This window comes from Hydromonas duriensis, from assembly GCF_004363775.1.
Taxonomy (GTDB): Bacteria; Pseudomonadota; Gammaproteobacteria; order Burkholderiales; family Burkholderiaceae; genus Hydromonas; species Hydromonas duriensis.
In genome coordinates, this window is the sequence record NZ_SNZE01000002.1 from 1 (window position 1) to 12,878 (window position 12,878).

A 12,878-nucleotide genomic window follows, 5' to 3' on the forward strand; every position below is an offset into this window, starting at 1 on the left:
ACCCAGACTTTGCCTTTGTTGGGGAGGTTGAGGACTTTGGTGAGCGGTCGGACAACAGCAGGGGCTGCAGGGGCTGCTTGTGCCGTGGCTGCCGCGCCTTTGTCATTCGCTTGCGCAACTAGAATCGCTTCATGGCTTGCCGCCGCTTGCGTTTGTCCCGCTACATCCACACTCCCAGCGACCACTTCTTGCGCGTAACTGGGTAATACTCCCGATGAAATTAATAAACACATCGACAAAGACAATCTTATCCTATCTCGGTACATTTCAAACCTTATAAATTAAAACTAAAAATATGTGGCTAAAATTTACTATTTATAAATCACAGACAACATAAAAAACACTTTTATCAACTAACGAGTTAAAAACATTGCCTCTCCAAGGCAACAAGGCCTTAAATAAACTCGCAAAAAAGTGATTGGAAAGCCCTAGGCAGCATCGTTCTAAGTTACCCTTTTAAACGAACCCCCTCTGCAAACCAGCAGCCGCAACAATCGTGGCAATTGGTCGTGGGCAATAAAAAAATATACAGTGCAATTAACAAAGTAAATATTATTGACATTTGGTAAAATAAAGCCGCTATTAAAGCCGCAAAGCACTACTAAGGACTCGCCTTTCATTTGAAGAGTCTTTAGATAAGGCTACAATAAAAACAAATATTAATCGTCAGATTGCCTGCTTGAGCTTGCAGGTTATCTAAACATCCAACAAATATAGAATTTTTGCTTTTTTCATTTAGATAATAATTTTTAATTTTAATTCATTGAGTGAATAACAATTATGAATTAAAATAATTTAATTTATTCTAAAATGGAATGGTATGAATTTAAAAAACTTGAATGCGTTTATAGCGCTCGTTCAGTGCAAGAGCTTTACTGCAGCGGCAGATGCGTTATGTGTCACACAACCGACCATTAGTAAACAACTTCGTCAGTTAGAAGATGCTTTAGAGGTGAAACTTTTTATACGCCAAGGCCATCACTTAGAATTAACCCCTGCTGGGCAAGTTCTATATGAAAAAGGAGAGGAGATTCTGTATAAGACCAAGCAACTTAAGCTTGAGCTTAACGAGTTCAAAAATCACATAACAGGAAAAATCAAGCTAGGGCTGCCTCCAACAGTGGGAAGCTTTTTCTTTGGGCCGTTATTGGCAAAATTTGGTGTGATGTATCCCGGCATTCAAATTCAGCTTATTGAAGATGGTGCAGAAGCATTGACGAAGCAAGTGTTAGATGGTCATGTAGATGTCGCAGTTGCGATGTTACCAACCCACTCCATGCTTAATTTTCATGAGTTTATTTGTGATGATTTATATTTTATCAGCTTAAAGCCCAGCTCATGGCAGGCTCGCGAAGTGGTTAAACTTGAAGACATCACAGAAGAAGAGTTTGTTTTATTTAATGAAAATTTTATGTTGAGTACTCAGCTTGCGTCGGCTTTTAGTCTACGCAAACGACCATTGAAGGTGAATGCACGAAGCTCCAATTGGCAGTTTTTAGTTGCGCTTGTACAAGCTGGACGTGGTTGTACTGTTTTACCAGATACAATTGCAAAACAACTTGATGACTCAATATTTCACAAAGCATTTTTAGATGAGGATGGACAAAAATGGCATTTGGGCTTAATTTGGTCTCAGCAATCGTTTATTAGCAATGCTCTGATGGCATGGTTGGAGTATTGCAAAATACACCTACCCACTTTATCAAAATAAACAAACTCAGGCTTAAATTGTTTTTTTCATCATGGCATCTACTTTTGCGCGTACATTTTCGACACATTCTTTAAAGTCCAATGGTTGAAATGCTGGCGTAGTTTGCTGCGCTCTTTGCTTAAATGCGTCTACTTTGACTCGAATGTCTTGTACGCACTCTTTAAAATCTAAGGGTGTGAAAATTGTTTGTTTTTGACTCATGACAGTTCCTTTCGAAAATTAATCCGTTTAACCCCGTTGGAGTTCTGTCACCTCAGCACCTCTTATTTTGTTATGTGTGCATTATATTGCATTGCAACAAAAAAGGCACGCTCTTCTATTTCGTTTGTATTTTTTTAGCACTTTTGGTACTTTTAGCTGCTTTTACATCAAAATAATGTCGTATTGCTCTTGAAAGAACATATTTTGTGTTTGTAGAGAAATAGGCTTGGCAATTTGACTCGAGACGGCTGCCAAATGAGGTGCAACCTCATCGAGTAGCATGTCAACCACATCTGGATGAGCGACCACTCGGAATGCCGTGGCATTGAATTGACAGGCCTCTCGGCGAATTTCGCGCAAGATTTCATAGCATATTGTGCGAGTGGTTTTTATGACGCCTCGACCAGAACACATCGGACATGGTTCGCACAACAATTGCGCTAGAGATTCTCTGGTGCGTTTACGCGTAACCTCAATTAAACCCAATGGAGAAAATGGATATACGGCTGTGCGTGTTCGGTCTCGAGCAAATTCTTTTCGCAAAGTGTCCATGACGCTTTCGGCGTGTGTCGGATTACTCATGTCTATAAAGTCTAGAATAATCATACCGCCTAGGTTACGCAAGCGCAGTTGGTGCACTATTTCGCGGGCCGCTTCCAGATTGGTTTTGAGAATGGTGTCGGCAAAGTTTCGCCCTGACACATAAGAACCAGTATTGACATCAATAGTGGTCATGGCTTCCGTGGCTTCAATCACTAAATATCCACCAGACTTTAAGTCAACCCGCAGTTGCAAGGCGAGATTGATTTCTTCTTCCACTTTATAGGCGTCAAACAATGGTCGTTCAATCGGAGCCAACATGAGTTTGCCCGTCACTGAGGGCGTGTATTGTTCAGCGAACTCTTGTAATTCAGCTAAGGTTTGCGCGTCATCGGTGACCACCGATGCGGTATCTGTTGTGACCATGTCCCTTAAAACACGTTGCGCCAAACTCAAATCTTTATGAATTAAGTAAGGTGCGGGGTGTTTTTGCGCCAGTTGTTGAATATTTTTCCATGCGCAGTTTAAGTAGTTGATGTCGTTTTGCCACTCGTCAATCGGTGAGTCGCATGCGGCCGTTCGGATGATGTACCCACCTTGCGCATTGTTCTTATTTGTACCCAATAAATCAATCAAGCGGTTTTTCAAAGCCCAACGTTCTTCGTCATCTTCCACTTTTTGAGTGACGCCAATGCCCTGTTCTTTGGGTAGGTGCACCAAGAGCCGCCCAGCAATGCTGATTTTAGTTGAAAGCCGTGCGCCTTTTGTACCGATGGGGTCTTTGATGACTTGCACGAGTACTGTTTGACCATCAAATAAAATGGTTTCAATCGGCGGCAATGTATTCCCAGTGGAAACCTGACTGGCAGATGGACTGTGCGCGGCAACAACCATGTCCGCCACATGCAAAAACGCGGTACGTTCTAAACCAATTTCGATAAACGCTGATTGCATCCCAGGTAAAACACGGACAACTTTACCCAAGTAAATATTGCCAACCAAACCAAGATTGCTTTGTCGCTCAACATAAACTTCTTCTACACGGCCATCTTCAAGAATCGCAACGCGGGTTTCAGCACTATTGGTGTTAATAAGAATGTCTTGTTTCATGGGCAGCTTTAATATGTTTAATGTGTGAAGCACTTTTAACGGCTTGAATATGTTTTGTGAATTGCGTGGCTTTAGTGTTATAACGCCCTTGGAAACTCGAAGTTTTCTGCCATATCGCCAACTCGATAAAGTTGAGCATCTCGTTTACCACTTCGTTTATAGCATTCGGTGGGTTGTAAAACCCCCGCATCCAGCACTCGGCGACGAAAAGATTTTTTATCTAACTCATGCCCCAAAATAACTTCAAAAATACTTTGCAATTCTGTGAGCGTAAATAATTCAGGCATTAACCCAATGGGCAAGGCTGTGTATCGCGTCTTACTTTTTAACCTTGCGATGGCCTTTAGCAATAATTGGCTATGGTCAAAAGCCAATTGCAATTGAGTTGCCTCGCCAATATCCAGCCACTGCACTTCTGCTTTTGCACCATTTGCTTGATTTATCATGATATCTGAATAATCAATCAATGCAAAATACAAGACCGTCAATGACCAGCCTCTTGGGTCTCGGTGCACATCTCCGACAGTTTGCACCTGCTCAAGATAGGGTGAGCGTATGCCTGTTTTTTCAAAGAGTTTTCGGTGCGCAGTATCATCCAAGGTCTTGTCCTGATTGACATCGATGAAACCGCCAGGCAAAGCCCACTGCCCAAAGCTCGGATGTTCGTTGCGCCGAGTGAGTAAAACATGCAGCTTGTGTTGAATAATGGCAAAAATCACCATATCCACACAAGCCAACGGGATGTCGTAATCATGAATATTGTATTGACTTAAAAATTCAGCTTCACTTTTTAGCACTTCATTTGTCATTACGACTCCGCATTCAATCAAAGCAAATCATGGTTGGTTTGCCTAATCACTTAGACTGACAACAATGTGCGAATCTCGTCTAAACTGACTTCTTTAACCAAGCGACCATTTTCAAAAACAACGTCTAAAGCACCTTGTTTTTCTTGTTCAGCTGTTTGTTGGTCGTGCAGTTCAAATCCGTTCTGATTCGCTTCGACACGCAGCAAGCCTTTTGCCGATTTTTTAGTGCCACTGTCCGTGATGGGGTCTTTAAATAGCTCTCGCCCAACACCTTTAACTTGCCCCCATGTGGCTTTCATAGCGAAGCCAAAACTGTCTCGGGTGTTGTATTGGTAAGTAAAACTGCCTATGCCAAAAACCAAGTTGCTTGAAGCATAGCCCTTTGCTTTCAGACCTGCCAAAATGGCTTGCGCTCTGGACAAAGTAATTGAATCGCCATAAATTAAACCCACCCTTTCATGCAATTGTCTAAACCCTTTATCGGTCATTGTGCCGCCAAAGACTTCCCACAAACATTCAACCGCACCTTTATAAGCAGGACTGCCTTCTGGTGCTTCAGGGTCGCCACAAATAATTTTTACAGGGTCGCCACTGTCGGGACGAAACACTACTTTAGCCAAGCCCAAGGCATTGGGTTGACGATTTAAAATCGTCTGTTTGAGCTCTTTAGCAAAAACGGTGAGCACTTGCCAAAAATCCCACGTATCGGAGACGATGCTCACTATGCCTGACGGGTATAAATCTGTAACCAAACGGCGGAATGTGCTTAACTCATCATCCTGCGTACCCATGCACATGACACTATGCTCGGTTGCGGGGACGGAGACACCGACCACACCCGTGGCGTTGTAGTATTGTTCTGCATAATCAATCGCAGAAACGGCATCTGTGCCTATAAAGCTGGTTAAATGCCCCACTGCTGATTGAGTCGAATCATAAATACCACTCATGCCACGACAACTAAAATCATGGCCTTGCAATGACACAAAATCTAAAGGTGCACCCGTATCTTGCGCGTATTGCGTGAGTAAACGTTTATACTCGTAGGCAATGCTCGCGGTCGTGCATGACTTCCACAACTCCGCGCTCATCACGGTCTCAATGTAATTGGTCAACCAAAAAAAATCAGGATGCGTGTTCACAAGCGTGAGCATCGGCACTTTAACATTCACCCGACTGCCCTCAGGCAACGCTTTGATTTTTAAAGGCAAATAGCCCAAATCATGCAATGCTGCAATGTGGTCTACAGGCACAGCCCCCTCGCCCAATGAAGCATCCATACGCCGTTTGTAAGCGGCAAGCACTTTATCTTTAGGCTGTTTGAAAAACTCATCATTCCAAGTTTCAATTAAAAAATGCTTAATAAACCCCTGTAAACCAAAGAAAACAACCCGACCATCAAAATCGTCAAGCACAGGAGCCAAACGCGCTGAACGTGGGGTTAAATTTGAGTACACGTATTCTGTACCTTCTGGATACTGGCGGCGATGATCAGCTTTATAAAAATCAATGGCGTGAAGAGGATTGATGCGAATACCCATTTACAGCTCCTATTTTTTAAAATTAATATTCTTAAAATTAATAACGGTCAATTTAATTGAAGATTGACTCATGTTATGTGAAAAACTATCTGTCGTGTAAATGCGGTCAATCAAGCCTTCAAATACAGATAAACCTTTACTAAAAATACCGTGAGTGACGTATAAAACAATGTGCGCACAGCCGATTTTACGTAAGGCTTGCGCAATGCCGATAAACGTCATGCCGCCATCACAAATATCATCCGTAATCACCGCCGTTTTACCTGATAAATCATCAGTTAACACGGTTGTTTCTAAAATTTTCCCACTCACGGGGTCTCGCTTTTTTTCACAAAAAACAATTTGCTTTAAGTCAAATGCTCTAGCAATCGCCTCGCTGCGTGGTTTTGCCCCTTTATCTGGACAAATTAAAACGGTATTTGTATCTTGTAAAACGTCGACCAATTCAGGGCTATTACCAATTATTTGCCAAGACTCAATGTTAATTGCATCCAGTAACTGGCTACCAACACTGCTGTGACAATCCCAGACCGTTACACTTTTTTTGGGGCGAAGTCGCAACATTTCCGCCATTAATTGCATTGAAAAAGCCTGCCCTACCGCGCACACTCTATCCTGTCTGGCGTATGGTAAATAAGGAATTTCAAGGTTGATGGCAATGTCTGGATTGTGCTGAAATAAAGCATTTTCAAGCAAGAGATAGTCCATCAAATCATTTGATGAGCGAATATTCGCTTGAATATTCACAGTTTGAATGGGCTGTTCGGGCAAAAGCCCAATTTGTACATGACGCTCACCGCCCGAAAATTCTGAATACTGAACGTCTAAAATGCGGTTATTTTCAGACCATGACACTTTTATGCTTGAGTTCATATCATTTCAACTTTTGCTGTTAATTATTGGAATGTCGATATATTGGCATAAAGCCACTATATAAGTCAAGATTAAAATTTAAAAACTTTTCTGATGCATTGCAGACTAAACAACAAGGTCTTATTTAGTTTTAACAAAACACCAAGAATCTCAAGCCCCGCAAAAACAAACGCAAGCATATACCTCGTACACGCTGGCACTTTATTTTGCTAAAATGCCGCCTCGCATATTGAATATGAACAAAGGTTATACATGGCAAGCGCACTCAATTTTTATTTTGATTTTTCGTCACCTTATGGTTATTTTGCCAGCACACGCATCAATGAATTGGCACAAAAATATGGTCGTCGCGTCGACTGGCACCCATTTGCGGGGGCTCCTCTTAAACCATTAAACAGCGGAACCTCTTTAGTACATAACCCTGCCAAAAAAGCCTACACCGAGAGAGACTACGTGCGAACGGCCGCTTTTCATGCCATTCCATTTAAACTGCCCACTTTATTTCCCCTTGATACACGTTACGCCTCGCGTGCGACCATGTGGGTAGAAAGCACACAAGGCGAGGACAAAGGCATTGAATTTGCCCAAGCCATTTTTAAAGCCTATTATGTGAATGACCTGAATATTGGCGACCCAGCCGTCATCGTCACCATTGGCGAATCCATCGGATTAAACACTGAACAACTGACAGCTGGCATGCATAACTCATTTACCAAAGAACAGTTGCGTGCTGAAATTGATTTGGCCTCGGCCAAAGGCGTCTTTGGTTCACCTTTTGTTTTACTTGATGGTGAGCCCTTTTGGGGATTCGACCGCTTCGACCAACTCGAAGCTGCATTAAAAGCCAAAGCATAAACCGTCTATGAAACCAGCAGCGCGACAAGAGATATTCACTCGCTTTCGGGATTTAAATCCACATCCCACGACAGAACTCGTCTATAAAAGCCCTTTTGAATTGCTCATTGCCGTGGTTTTATCGGCACAAGCCACAGACGTCGGTGTGAATAAAGCCACAGCAAAGCTTTTTCCGATTGCCAATACACCCGAAACTATTTTGGCTCTTGGGGAAGAAGGCTTAATCCCTTTTATCAACACCATTGGGCTGTTTCGCAGCAAAGCCAAACATGTCATCGGCTTGTGCGCCATGCTGATTAACAAGCATAACGGCCAAGTACCCGACGACCGCGCATCACTCGAAGCCCTCCCTGGCGTCGGTCGAAAAACAGCGAATGTCATTCTCAATACAGTTTTTAGACAACCCACCATGGCGGTGGATACGCACATTTTTCGCCTTGGCAATCGAACGGGACTTGCAACGGGTAAAACCGTACTGGACGTTGAAAAAAAACTCCTGAAAAATATTCCCAAAGAATTTTTACTCGATGCGCATCACTGGTTGATTTTGCACGGGCGGTACGTGTGCCAAGCACGTAAGCCCAAATGCGGCGAGTGCATCATTCACGACTTATGTGATTACAAAGCAAAATCTTAATTTTTGCAGCATTAACATCCAAATAAGCCCCTGCTTTTTCACGCCGCCACATGGTGTTCTTGCCCCATGCCCGCTATAATGTCGCCTTACCGACGTTTTTTTGTAAAGGCATTCATGAGCACCTCTACCACTCCCATCCGCACCCGCTTTGCTCCTAGCCCCACTGGTGCTTTGCACATTGGCGGCGCACGCACTGCACTATTCAGCTGGGCTTTGGCCAAACATTTTGGCGGCACATTTGTACTGCGCATTGAAGACACCGATGTTGAACGCTCAACACCTGAAAATGTAGCTGAAATTCTTAATGCTATGAAATGGCTGAATTTGGCGCATGACGACGGCCCTTATTATCAAATGCAACGCATGGATCGTTATCGCGAAGTCATCGCACACATGCTAAAGGATGGTTCAGCATACTATTGCTACACCTCAAAAGAAGAGCTTGAAGCCATGCGCGAAGCACAAAAATTGCGTGGCGAACGTGAAAAATACGACGGCACTTGGCGACCTGAAACAGGAAAACAATTGCCTACGCCACCAGCGGGCGTACAACCTGTTGTTCGATTTAAAAATCCATTAACAGGCAAAACTTCTTGGACGGATGTCGTCAAAGGCGAAATTTCGTTCAACAATGAAGAACTAGACGACCTCATCATCGCCCGTCCCGATGGCACGCCTACTTATAATTTTTGTGTTGTTGTTGATGACTGGGACATGGGCATCACCCACGTCATTCGAGGCGACGACCATGTTAACAATACGCCGAAACAAATCAATATTTTAAAAGCCTTGGGCGCGCCCCTACCCTTTTATGGGCATATCCCAATGATTCTTGCTCCAGACGGCTCTAAATTATCCAAACGCAAAAATGCAACTGCGGTCATGGATTACGAGCGCATGGGATATTTGCCAGAAGCCTTGTGTAATTATTTAGCCCGTCTTGGTTGGGGACATGGCGATGATGAAATTTTTTCACGTGAACAATTCATCGAATGGTTCAGCGTTGAACACCTGTCTTCCTCATCATCTCAATGGGATCCGAAAAAACTCAACTGGATTAACAACCACTATATCAACCAAAAAGACAACGCTGAGTTGACCGACTTAATCGCTCAACGCCTTACCAAACGCTTAGAAAGTCAGGCAGGTACTGTGCCTTTGGACTCTTACTCCTTGGCAGCCATCGTTGAACTATATAAATCACGTTGCGACACTTTAGAGGACGTCACGTCAGCCGCCGAAGGTTTTTATCTCAAATACACGCCCAATGCAGTGCTCATCGCTGAACACGTTAACGATGCGAATCGCCCAGCTTTACTTGACTTCGCTAACAAACTAAAAGAAATTGACTGGAGCAAAGACACCATCAATGCCCTTATCAAGAGCACTTTGGCTGAGCACAATTTAAAAATGCCCGCGTTCGGCGTTCCTTTGCGCGCCATCCTTCTGGGGCAAACACAAAGCCCTTCATTGGATGCGATTGTGCATCTCTTAGGTCGCTCCGAGTGCGTTTCTAGAATTCTGAGCGTTATTTAGTTTAGTCTTAGCATTCAAGTACACCAGCTTTTTCTGACAGCTCAATGGCGGTTCGCACGGTTGTTTAGCAAAGCCTGTACAATGTTAACTCTGTCTATAAAAGGCAGCCCATTTTTATTTATTTTTGATTTACTTTGGAGGTACTTATGGCCGTTTTAGTAGGAAAACCAGCACCAGACTTTACAGTAGCCGCCGTTTTAGGCACAGGTGAAATCGTCAATGACTATACGTTCTCAAAAGCATCCAGTGGCAAATATGCCATGGTTTTTTTCTACCCTCTTGACTTCACTTTTGTTTGCCCTTCAGAACTCATCGCCTTAGACCACAAAATGTCTGAATTTACAGCACGCGGTGTTGAAGTGGTCGCCGTTTCAGTCGATTCAGAATTCACTCATAATGCATGGCGCAACACCCCTATCAACAACGGTGGCATTGGCGCTGTCAAATACACCATGGCTGCGGACATCAAACGCGAAATCCAACAAGCCTATGATGTTGAATCAGCCGATGGCGTGGCATTCCGTGGTGCGTTCATCATTGATAAAAATGGCATCGTGCGCTCACAAATTGTCAATGATTTGCCACTTGGCCGTAGCATGGACGAGCTTTTACGCATTGTTGACGCTTTGCAATTCACCGATGAGCACGGCGAAGTGTGCCCTGCCAACTGGCAAAAAGGCGACAAAGGCATGACGGCCTCTCCAGAAGGCGTGGCGGCTTATTTGTCAGAACATGCTGACAAACTATGATTGAACTGTAATTGTTATGTGTGTTTATCCACACCATTCACAGTGTTACAGATAAAAAATGCAGCCTTGGGCTGCATTTTTTTAACCGACTAAGCGAACAAGAAGTTATTAATAAATTCAAGCTCCCCAAAAAAAGTTTCAAATTGTTGAACTAATCTTTCGGGCAGTTTTTATTCACGCCAAACAATGTGTACACAGGGCAAAACCTCATTAAACCCGTAAACAAAAGGATTATGCCCAGCCAGCCCCACGCACCAATTTGACCAAACATAGCCAGCAAAATCAATACAGCACCCACAACGACTCGCAAGACACGATCTACTCGACCTACATTTGATTTATTTGCATTCGATTCCACGATATTTCTCCCCAAACTAGATTGCTTGACGGCCAACTCGTGATTTTATTTTACACTTTTTTAACAATGAAGCAAGCATTTTTTACGTTGTTCTACTTATATCTTAAAAAATAATTTATGAAATAAAAAAATGCTTTATGAGCGTATTGATTCATCGTCCATTTTTTTAAAAATTTAGACGAACGGCTGTTTTTAACTCAACACCAAAATATCTACAAAGCTTTTCACTCAAACTGCCGTACAATATAGACCTAGCGTAAAAAAACACCCTGATTCAACACCACTTTTGAAAGCTCACGTCTATGCTTTATGCTTGGTTAAAAATATTTCACATCGTCTTTGTCATGTCTTGGTTTGCAGGTTTATTCTATCTACCACGAATTTTTGTGAATTTAGCGCAAGAAACTGAAGCATCGGTACAACAAAGATTAATCTTAATGGCAAATCGACTCTACCGTTTTATGCATATTCTTGCTGTACCTGCCATTGGCTTCGGACTCGCCTTATGGTTGTTGATTGGTTTTAAAGGCGGTTGGATTCACATCAAACTCACACTGGTATTGTTGGCATTAGCTTATCATCTGTTCTGCGGCAAGTTACTCAAAAAATTTAGTCTCAATCGCAATACACACCCTCATGTTTGTTATCGCTGGTTCAATGAAATTCCCGTTATATTGATGCTTGCCATCACGGCATTAGTGGTCATCAAGCCATTTTCCTCATAATTTTTAAAGATTGTTTTATGTCGTTATCATTTTTTGCCCCCTGCCCGCGCGGCTTAGAGCCTTTATTGGTACAAGAATTACAACAACTCAATGCGCAATACATCAAAGCCACACATGGCGGCGTGGCTTTCGCGGGCGATATTGCGCTGATGTATCGCGCCAACTTACACTCACGCATTGCTTCAAGGATATTACTTAAACTTAATCAAGCGGGTTATCGAAACGAGGATGATATTTACAAACTCGCCTCGCGCACACCATGGAGCAGCTACTTTACGCCAGACCACTCGATTAAAGTTGAGGTCAATGCCATCAAGTCGCCTTTGCGTAGTTTAGAATTTATCACCTTGCGCATAAAAGATGCGGTATGTGACTATTTCCGTGACCTCATGGACCGTCGTCCAAGCGTTGATACAGCCTATCCAGACGTTCGCATTTATGCCTTTTTAACAGAGTTTGAAGCCACACTTTATCTTGACACATCAGGAGAGGCCCTTTTTAAACGAGGCTGGCGAGAAGATAAAGGTCGAGCCCCTTTACGCGAAAATTTGGCAGCAGGACTTATTATGCTATCAGGTTGGCAGCCAAACCAACCCCTGTTTGACCCCATGTGCGGTAGCGGGACACTGGTCATAGAAGCGGGACTGATGGCCGCGAATATTCCACCAGGTTGGCAACGTCCTTTTGCTTTTGAGAACTATCACGGTTTTGACAAGACTTTATGGCATAAAATTTTAAATGATGTCAAAATCGACAAAACCCCGCGTGCATTGTATGCGTCCGATATCAGTGCCCACGCTGTAAATGACATTGCGCACAACTTAGAACGAGCGGAGTTGCCTTTCGCTGTTGCTTTTGAACAGCAAAATGTCCTCAATGCCATGCCGCCAGGTGAAAATGGCGTATTGGTCTGCAACCCCCCTTATGGTGAACGAATTGACGTGACAACATCTGAGGAATACTCTGTCTTTTTTAAACAATGGGCCGATCACTTGAAAGCGCATTTTTCAGGCTGGAATGCCTATATTTTAACGTCAGATCGCGACACACCAAAGTACATGCGTTTATCGCCATCGAAAAAAACACCGCTATTTAATGGTGCTTTGGATTGCCGTTTGTTTGAATTCAAGATGGTTCAAGGTAGCGCGCGTAAAGAAAAACCAAATTAACCACTCTAAACATGTACTGTATATAAACCGTTACTAAAATTTTTTAAAATAAAAAGCCCACATA

At 43.1% G+C, this 12,878-nt stretch carries 14 protein-coding genes; 7 read left to right on the forward strand and 7 right to left on the reverse strand.

All coding sequences use genetic code 11. The annotated features are described in order from the left end of the window. A partial coding sequence (locus DFR44_RS01195) for a hypothetical protein (RefSeq protein ID WP_133618890.1) occupies positions 1-266 on the reverse strand: 266 nt, incomplete at its 3' end. A gap of 554 nt (positions 267-820) precedes the next feature. Here DFR44_RS01195 and DFR44_RS01200 point away from each other — a divergent pair. Next, positions 821-1,711 carry a LysR family transcriptional regulator gene (locus DFR44_RS01200; protein ID WP_133618891.1) on the forward strand — a complete coding sequence of 297 codons (891 nt, stop codon included), beginning with the start codon at positions 821-823 and terminating at the stop codon, positions 1,709-1,711. 12 nt (positions 1,712-1,723) lie between these two features. Here the strand turns inward: DFR44_RS01200 and DFR44_RS01205 are convergent, their stop codons facing one another. The 5 genes from DFR44_RS01205 to prs form a co-directional block, all read right to left on the reverse strand. Beyond that, positions 1,724-1,912, reverse strand: a complete 189-nt coding sequence (locus tag DFR44_RS01205; RefSeq protein ID WP_133618892.1) for a hypothetical protein — start codon at positions 1,910-1,912, stop codon at positions 1,724-1,726. Between the two features lie 162 nt (positions 1,913-2,074). Further along, positions 2,075-3,562 (reverse strand): Rne/Rng family ribonuclease, encoded by a 1,488-nt coding sequence (locus DFR44_RS01210; RefSeq protein ID WP_133618893.1) that lies wholly within the window; start codon positions 3,560-3,562, stop codon positions 2,075-2,077. A 77-nt stretch (positions 3,563-3,639) separates the two neighbouring features. Beyond that, positions 3,640-4,371 (reverse strand): NUDIX hydrolase, encoded by a 732-nt coding sequence (locus DFR44_RS01215; protein WP_133618894.1) that lies wholly within the window; start codon positions 4,369-4,371, stop codon positions 3,640-3,642. Positions 4,372-4,421: 50 nt separating this feature from the next. Beyond that, positions 4,422-5,912 carry a nicotinate phosphoribosyltransferase gene (locus DFR44_RS01220; protein ID WP_133618895.1) on the reverse strand — a complete coding sequence of 497 codons (1,491 nt, stop codon included), beginning with the start codon at positions 5,910-5,912 and terminating at the stop codon, positions 4,422-4,424. A gap of 9 nt (positions 5,913-5,921) precedes the next feature. After that, positions 5,922-6,785, reverse strand: a complete 864-nt coding sequence (gene prs / locus DFR44_RS01225) for a ribose-phosphate diphosphokinase (protein ID WP_133618896.1) — start codon at positions 6,783-6,785, stop codon at positions 5,922-5,924. Positions 6,786-7,037: 252 nt separating this feature from the next. On the opposite strand from prs, the gene DFR44_RS01230 reads away from it, so the two are divergent. The 4 genes from DFR44_RS01230 to DFR44_RS01245 all read left to right on the forward strand — a co-directional run bounded on the left by DFR44_RS01230 (position 7,038) and on the right by DFR44_RS01245 (position 10,562). After that, positions 7,038-7,640: a 2-hydroxychromene-2-carboxylate isomerase gene (locus DFR44_RS01230; RefSeq protein WP_133618897.1), complete on the forward strand. Its 603-nt coding sequence runs from the start codon at positions 7,038-7,040 to the stop codon at positions 7,638-7,640. A gap of 7 nt (positions 7,641-7,647) precedes the next feature. After that, complete coding sequence (gene nth, locus DFR44_RS01235) at positions 7,648-8,277, forward strand: endonuclease III (protein ID WP_133618898.1); 630 nt, start codon at positions 7,648-7,650, stop codon at positions 8,275-8,277. 114 nt (positions 8,278-8,391) lie between these two features. After that, positions 8,392-9,813 (forward strand): glutamate--tRNA ligase, encoded by a 1,422-nt coding sequence (gene gltX, locus DFR44_RS01240; RefSeq protein ID WP_133618899.1) that lies wholly within the window; start codon positions 8,392-8,394, stop codon positions 9,811-9,813. A 146-nt stretch (positions 9,814-9,959) separates the two neighbouring features. Beyond that, positions 9,960-10,562, forward strand: coding sequence for a peroxiredoxin (locus DFR44_RS01245; protein WP_133618900.1), 603 nt, complete (start codon positions 9,960-9,962; stop codon positions 10,560-10,562). A 151-nt stretch (positions 10,563-10,713) separates the two neighbouring features. Here DFR44_RS01245 and DFR44_RS01250 read toward each other — a convergent pair whose 3' ends face one another. Next, positions 10,714-10,920 (reverse strand): YgaP family membrane protein, encoded by a 207-nt coding sequence (locus tag DFR44_RS01250; RefSeq protein ID WP_133618901.1) that lies wholly within the window; start codon positions 10,918-10,920, stop codon positions 10,714-10,716. Positions 10,921-11,222: 302 nt separating this feature from the next. Between DFR44_RS01250 and DFR44_RS01255 the strand changes: the two genes are divergently transcribed. Continuing rightward, complete coding sequence (locus DFR44_RS01255) at positions 11,223-11,645, forward strand: CopD family protein (protein ID WP_133618902.1); 423 nt, start codon at positions 11,223-11,225, stop codon at positions 11,643-11,645. 17 nt (positions 11,646-11,662) lie between these two features. Then, positions 11,663-12,814, forward strand: a complete 1,152-nt coding sequence (locus DFR44_RS01260; RefSeq protein ID WP_133618903.1) for a THUMP domain-containing class I SAM-dependent RNA methyltransferase — start codon at positions 11,663-11,665, stop codon at positions 12,812-12,814. Positions 12,815-12,878 lie beyond the last annotated feature (64 nt).

Excerpts from the sequence above, each read along its gene's own strand:
- DFR44_RS01205 (WP_133618892.1), bottom strand. The coding sequence starts at position 1,912 with ATGAGTCAAAAACAAACAATTTTCACACCCTTAGATTTTAAAGAGTGC.
- DFR44_RS01200 (WP_133618891.1), top strand. The coding sequence starts at position 821 with ATGAATTTAAAAAACTTGAATGCGTTTATAGCGCTCGTTCAGTGCAAG.
- DFR44_RS01230 (WP_133618897.1), top strand. The coding sequence starts at position 7,038 with ATGGCAAGCGCACTCAATTTTTATTTTGATTTTTCGTCACCTTATGGT.
- prs (WP_133618896.1), bottom strand. The coding sequence starts at position 6,785 with ATGAACTCAAGCATAAAAGTGTCATGGTCTGAAAATAACCGCATTTTA.
- DFR44_RS01245 (WP_133618900.1), top strand. The coding sequence starts at position 9,960 with ATGGCCGTTTTAGTAGGAAAACCAGCACCAGACTTTACAGTAGCCGCC.
- DFR44_RS01210 (WP_133618893.1), bottom strand. The coding sequence starts at position 3,562 with ATGAAACAAGACATTCTTATTAACACCAATAGTGCTGAAACCCGCGTT.
- DFR44_RS01260 (WP_133618903.1), top strand. The coding sequence starts at position 11,663 with ATGTCGTTATCATTTTTTGCCCCCTGCCCGCGCGGCTTAGAGCCTTTA.
- DFR44_RS01215 (WP_133618894.1), bottom strand. The coding sequence starts at position 4,371 with ATGACAAATGAAGTGCTAAAAAGTGAAGCTGAATTTTTAAGTCAATAC.
- DFR44_RS01220 (WP_133618895.1), bottom strand. The coding sequence starts at position 5,912 with ATGGGTATTCGCATCAATCCTCTTCACGCCATTGATTTTTATAAAGCT.
- nth (WP_133618898.1), top strand. The coding sequence starts at position 7,648 with ATGAAACCAGCAGCGCGACAAGAGATATTCACTCGCTTTCGGGATTTA.
- gltX (WP_133618899.1), top strand. The coding sequence starts at position 8,392 with ATGAGCACCTCTACCACTCCCATCCGCACCCGCTTTGCTCCTAGCCCC.
- DFR44_RS01255 (WP_133618902.1), top strand. The coding sequence starts at position 11,223 with ATGCTTTATGCTTGGTTAAAAATATTTCACATCGTCTTTGTCATGTCT.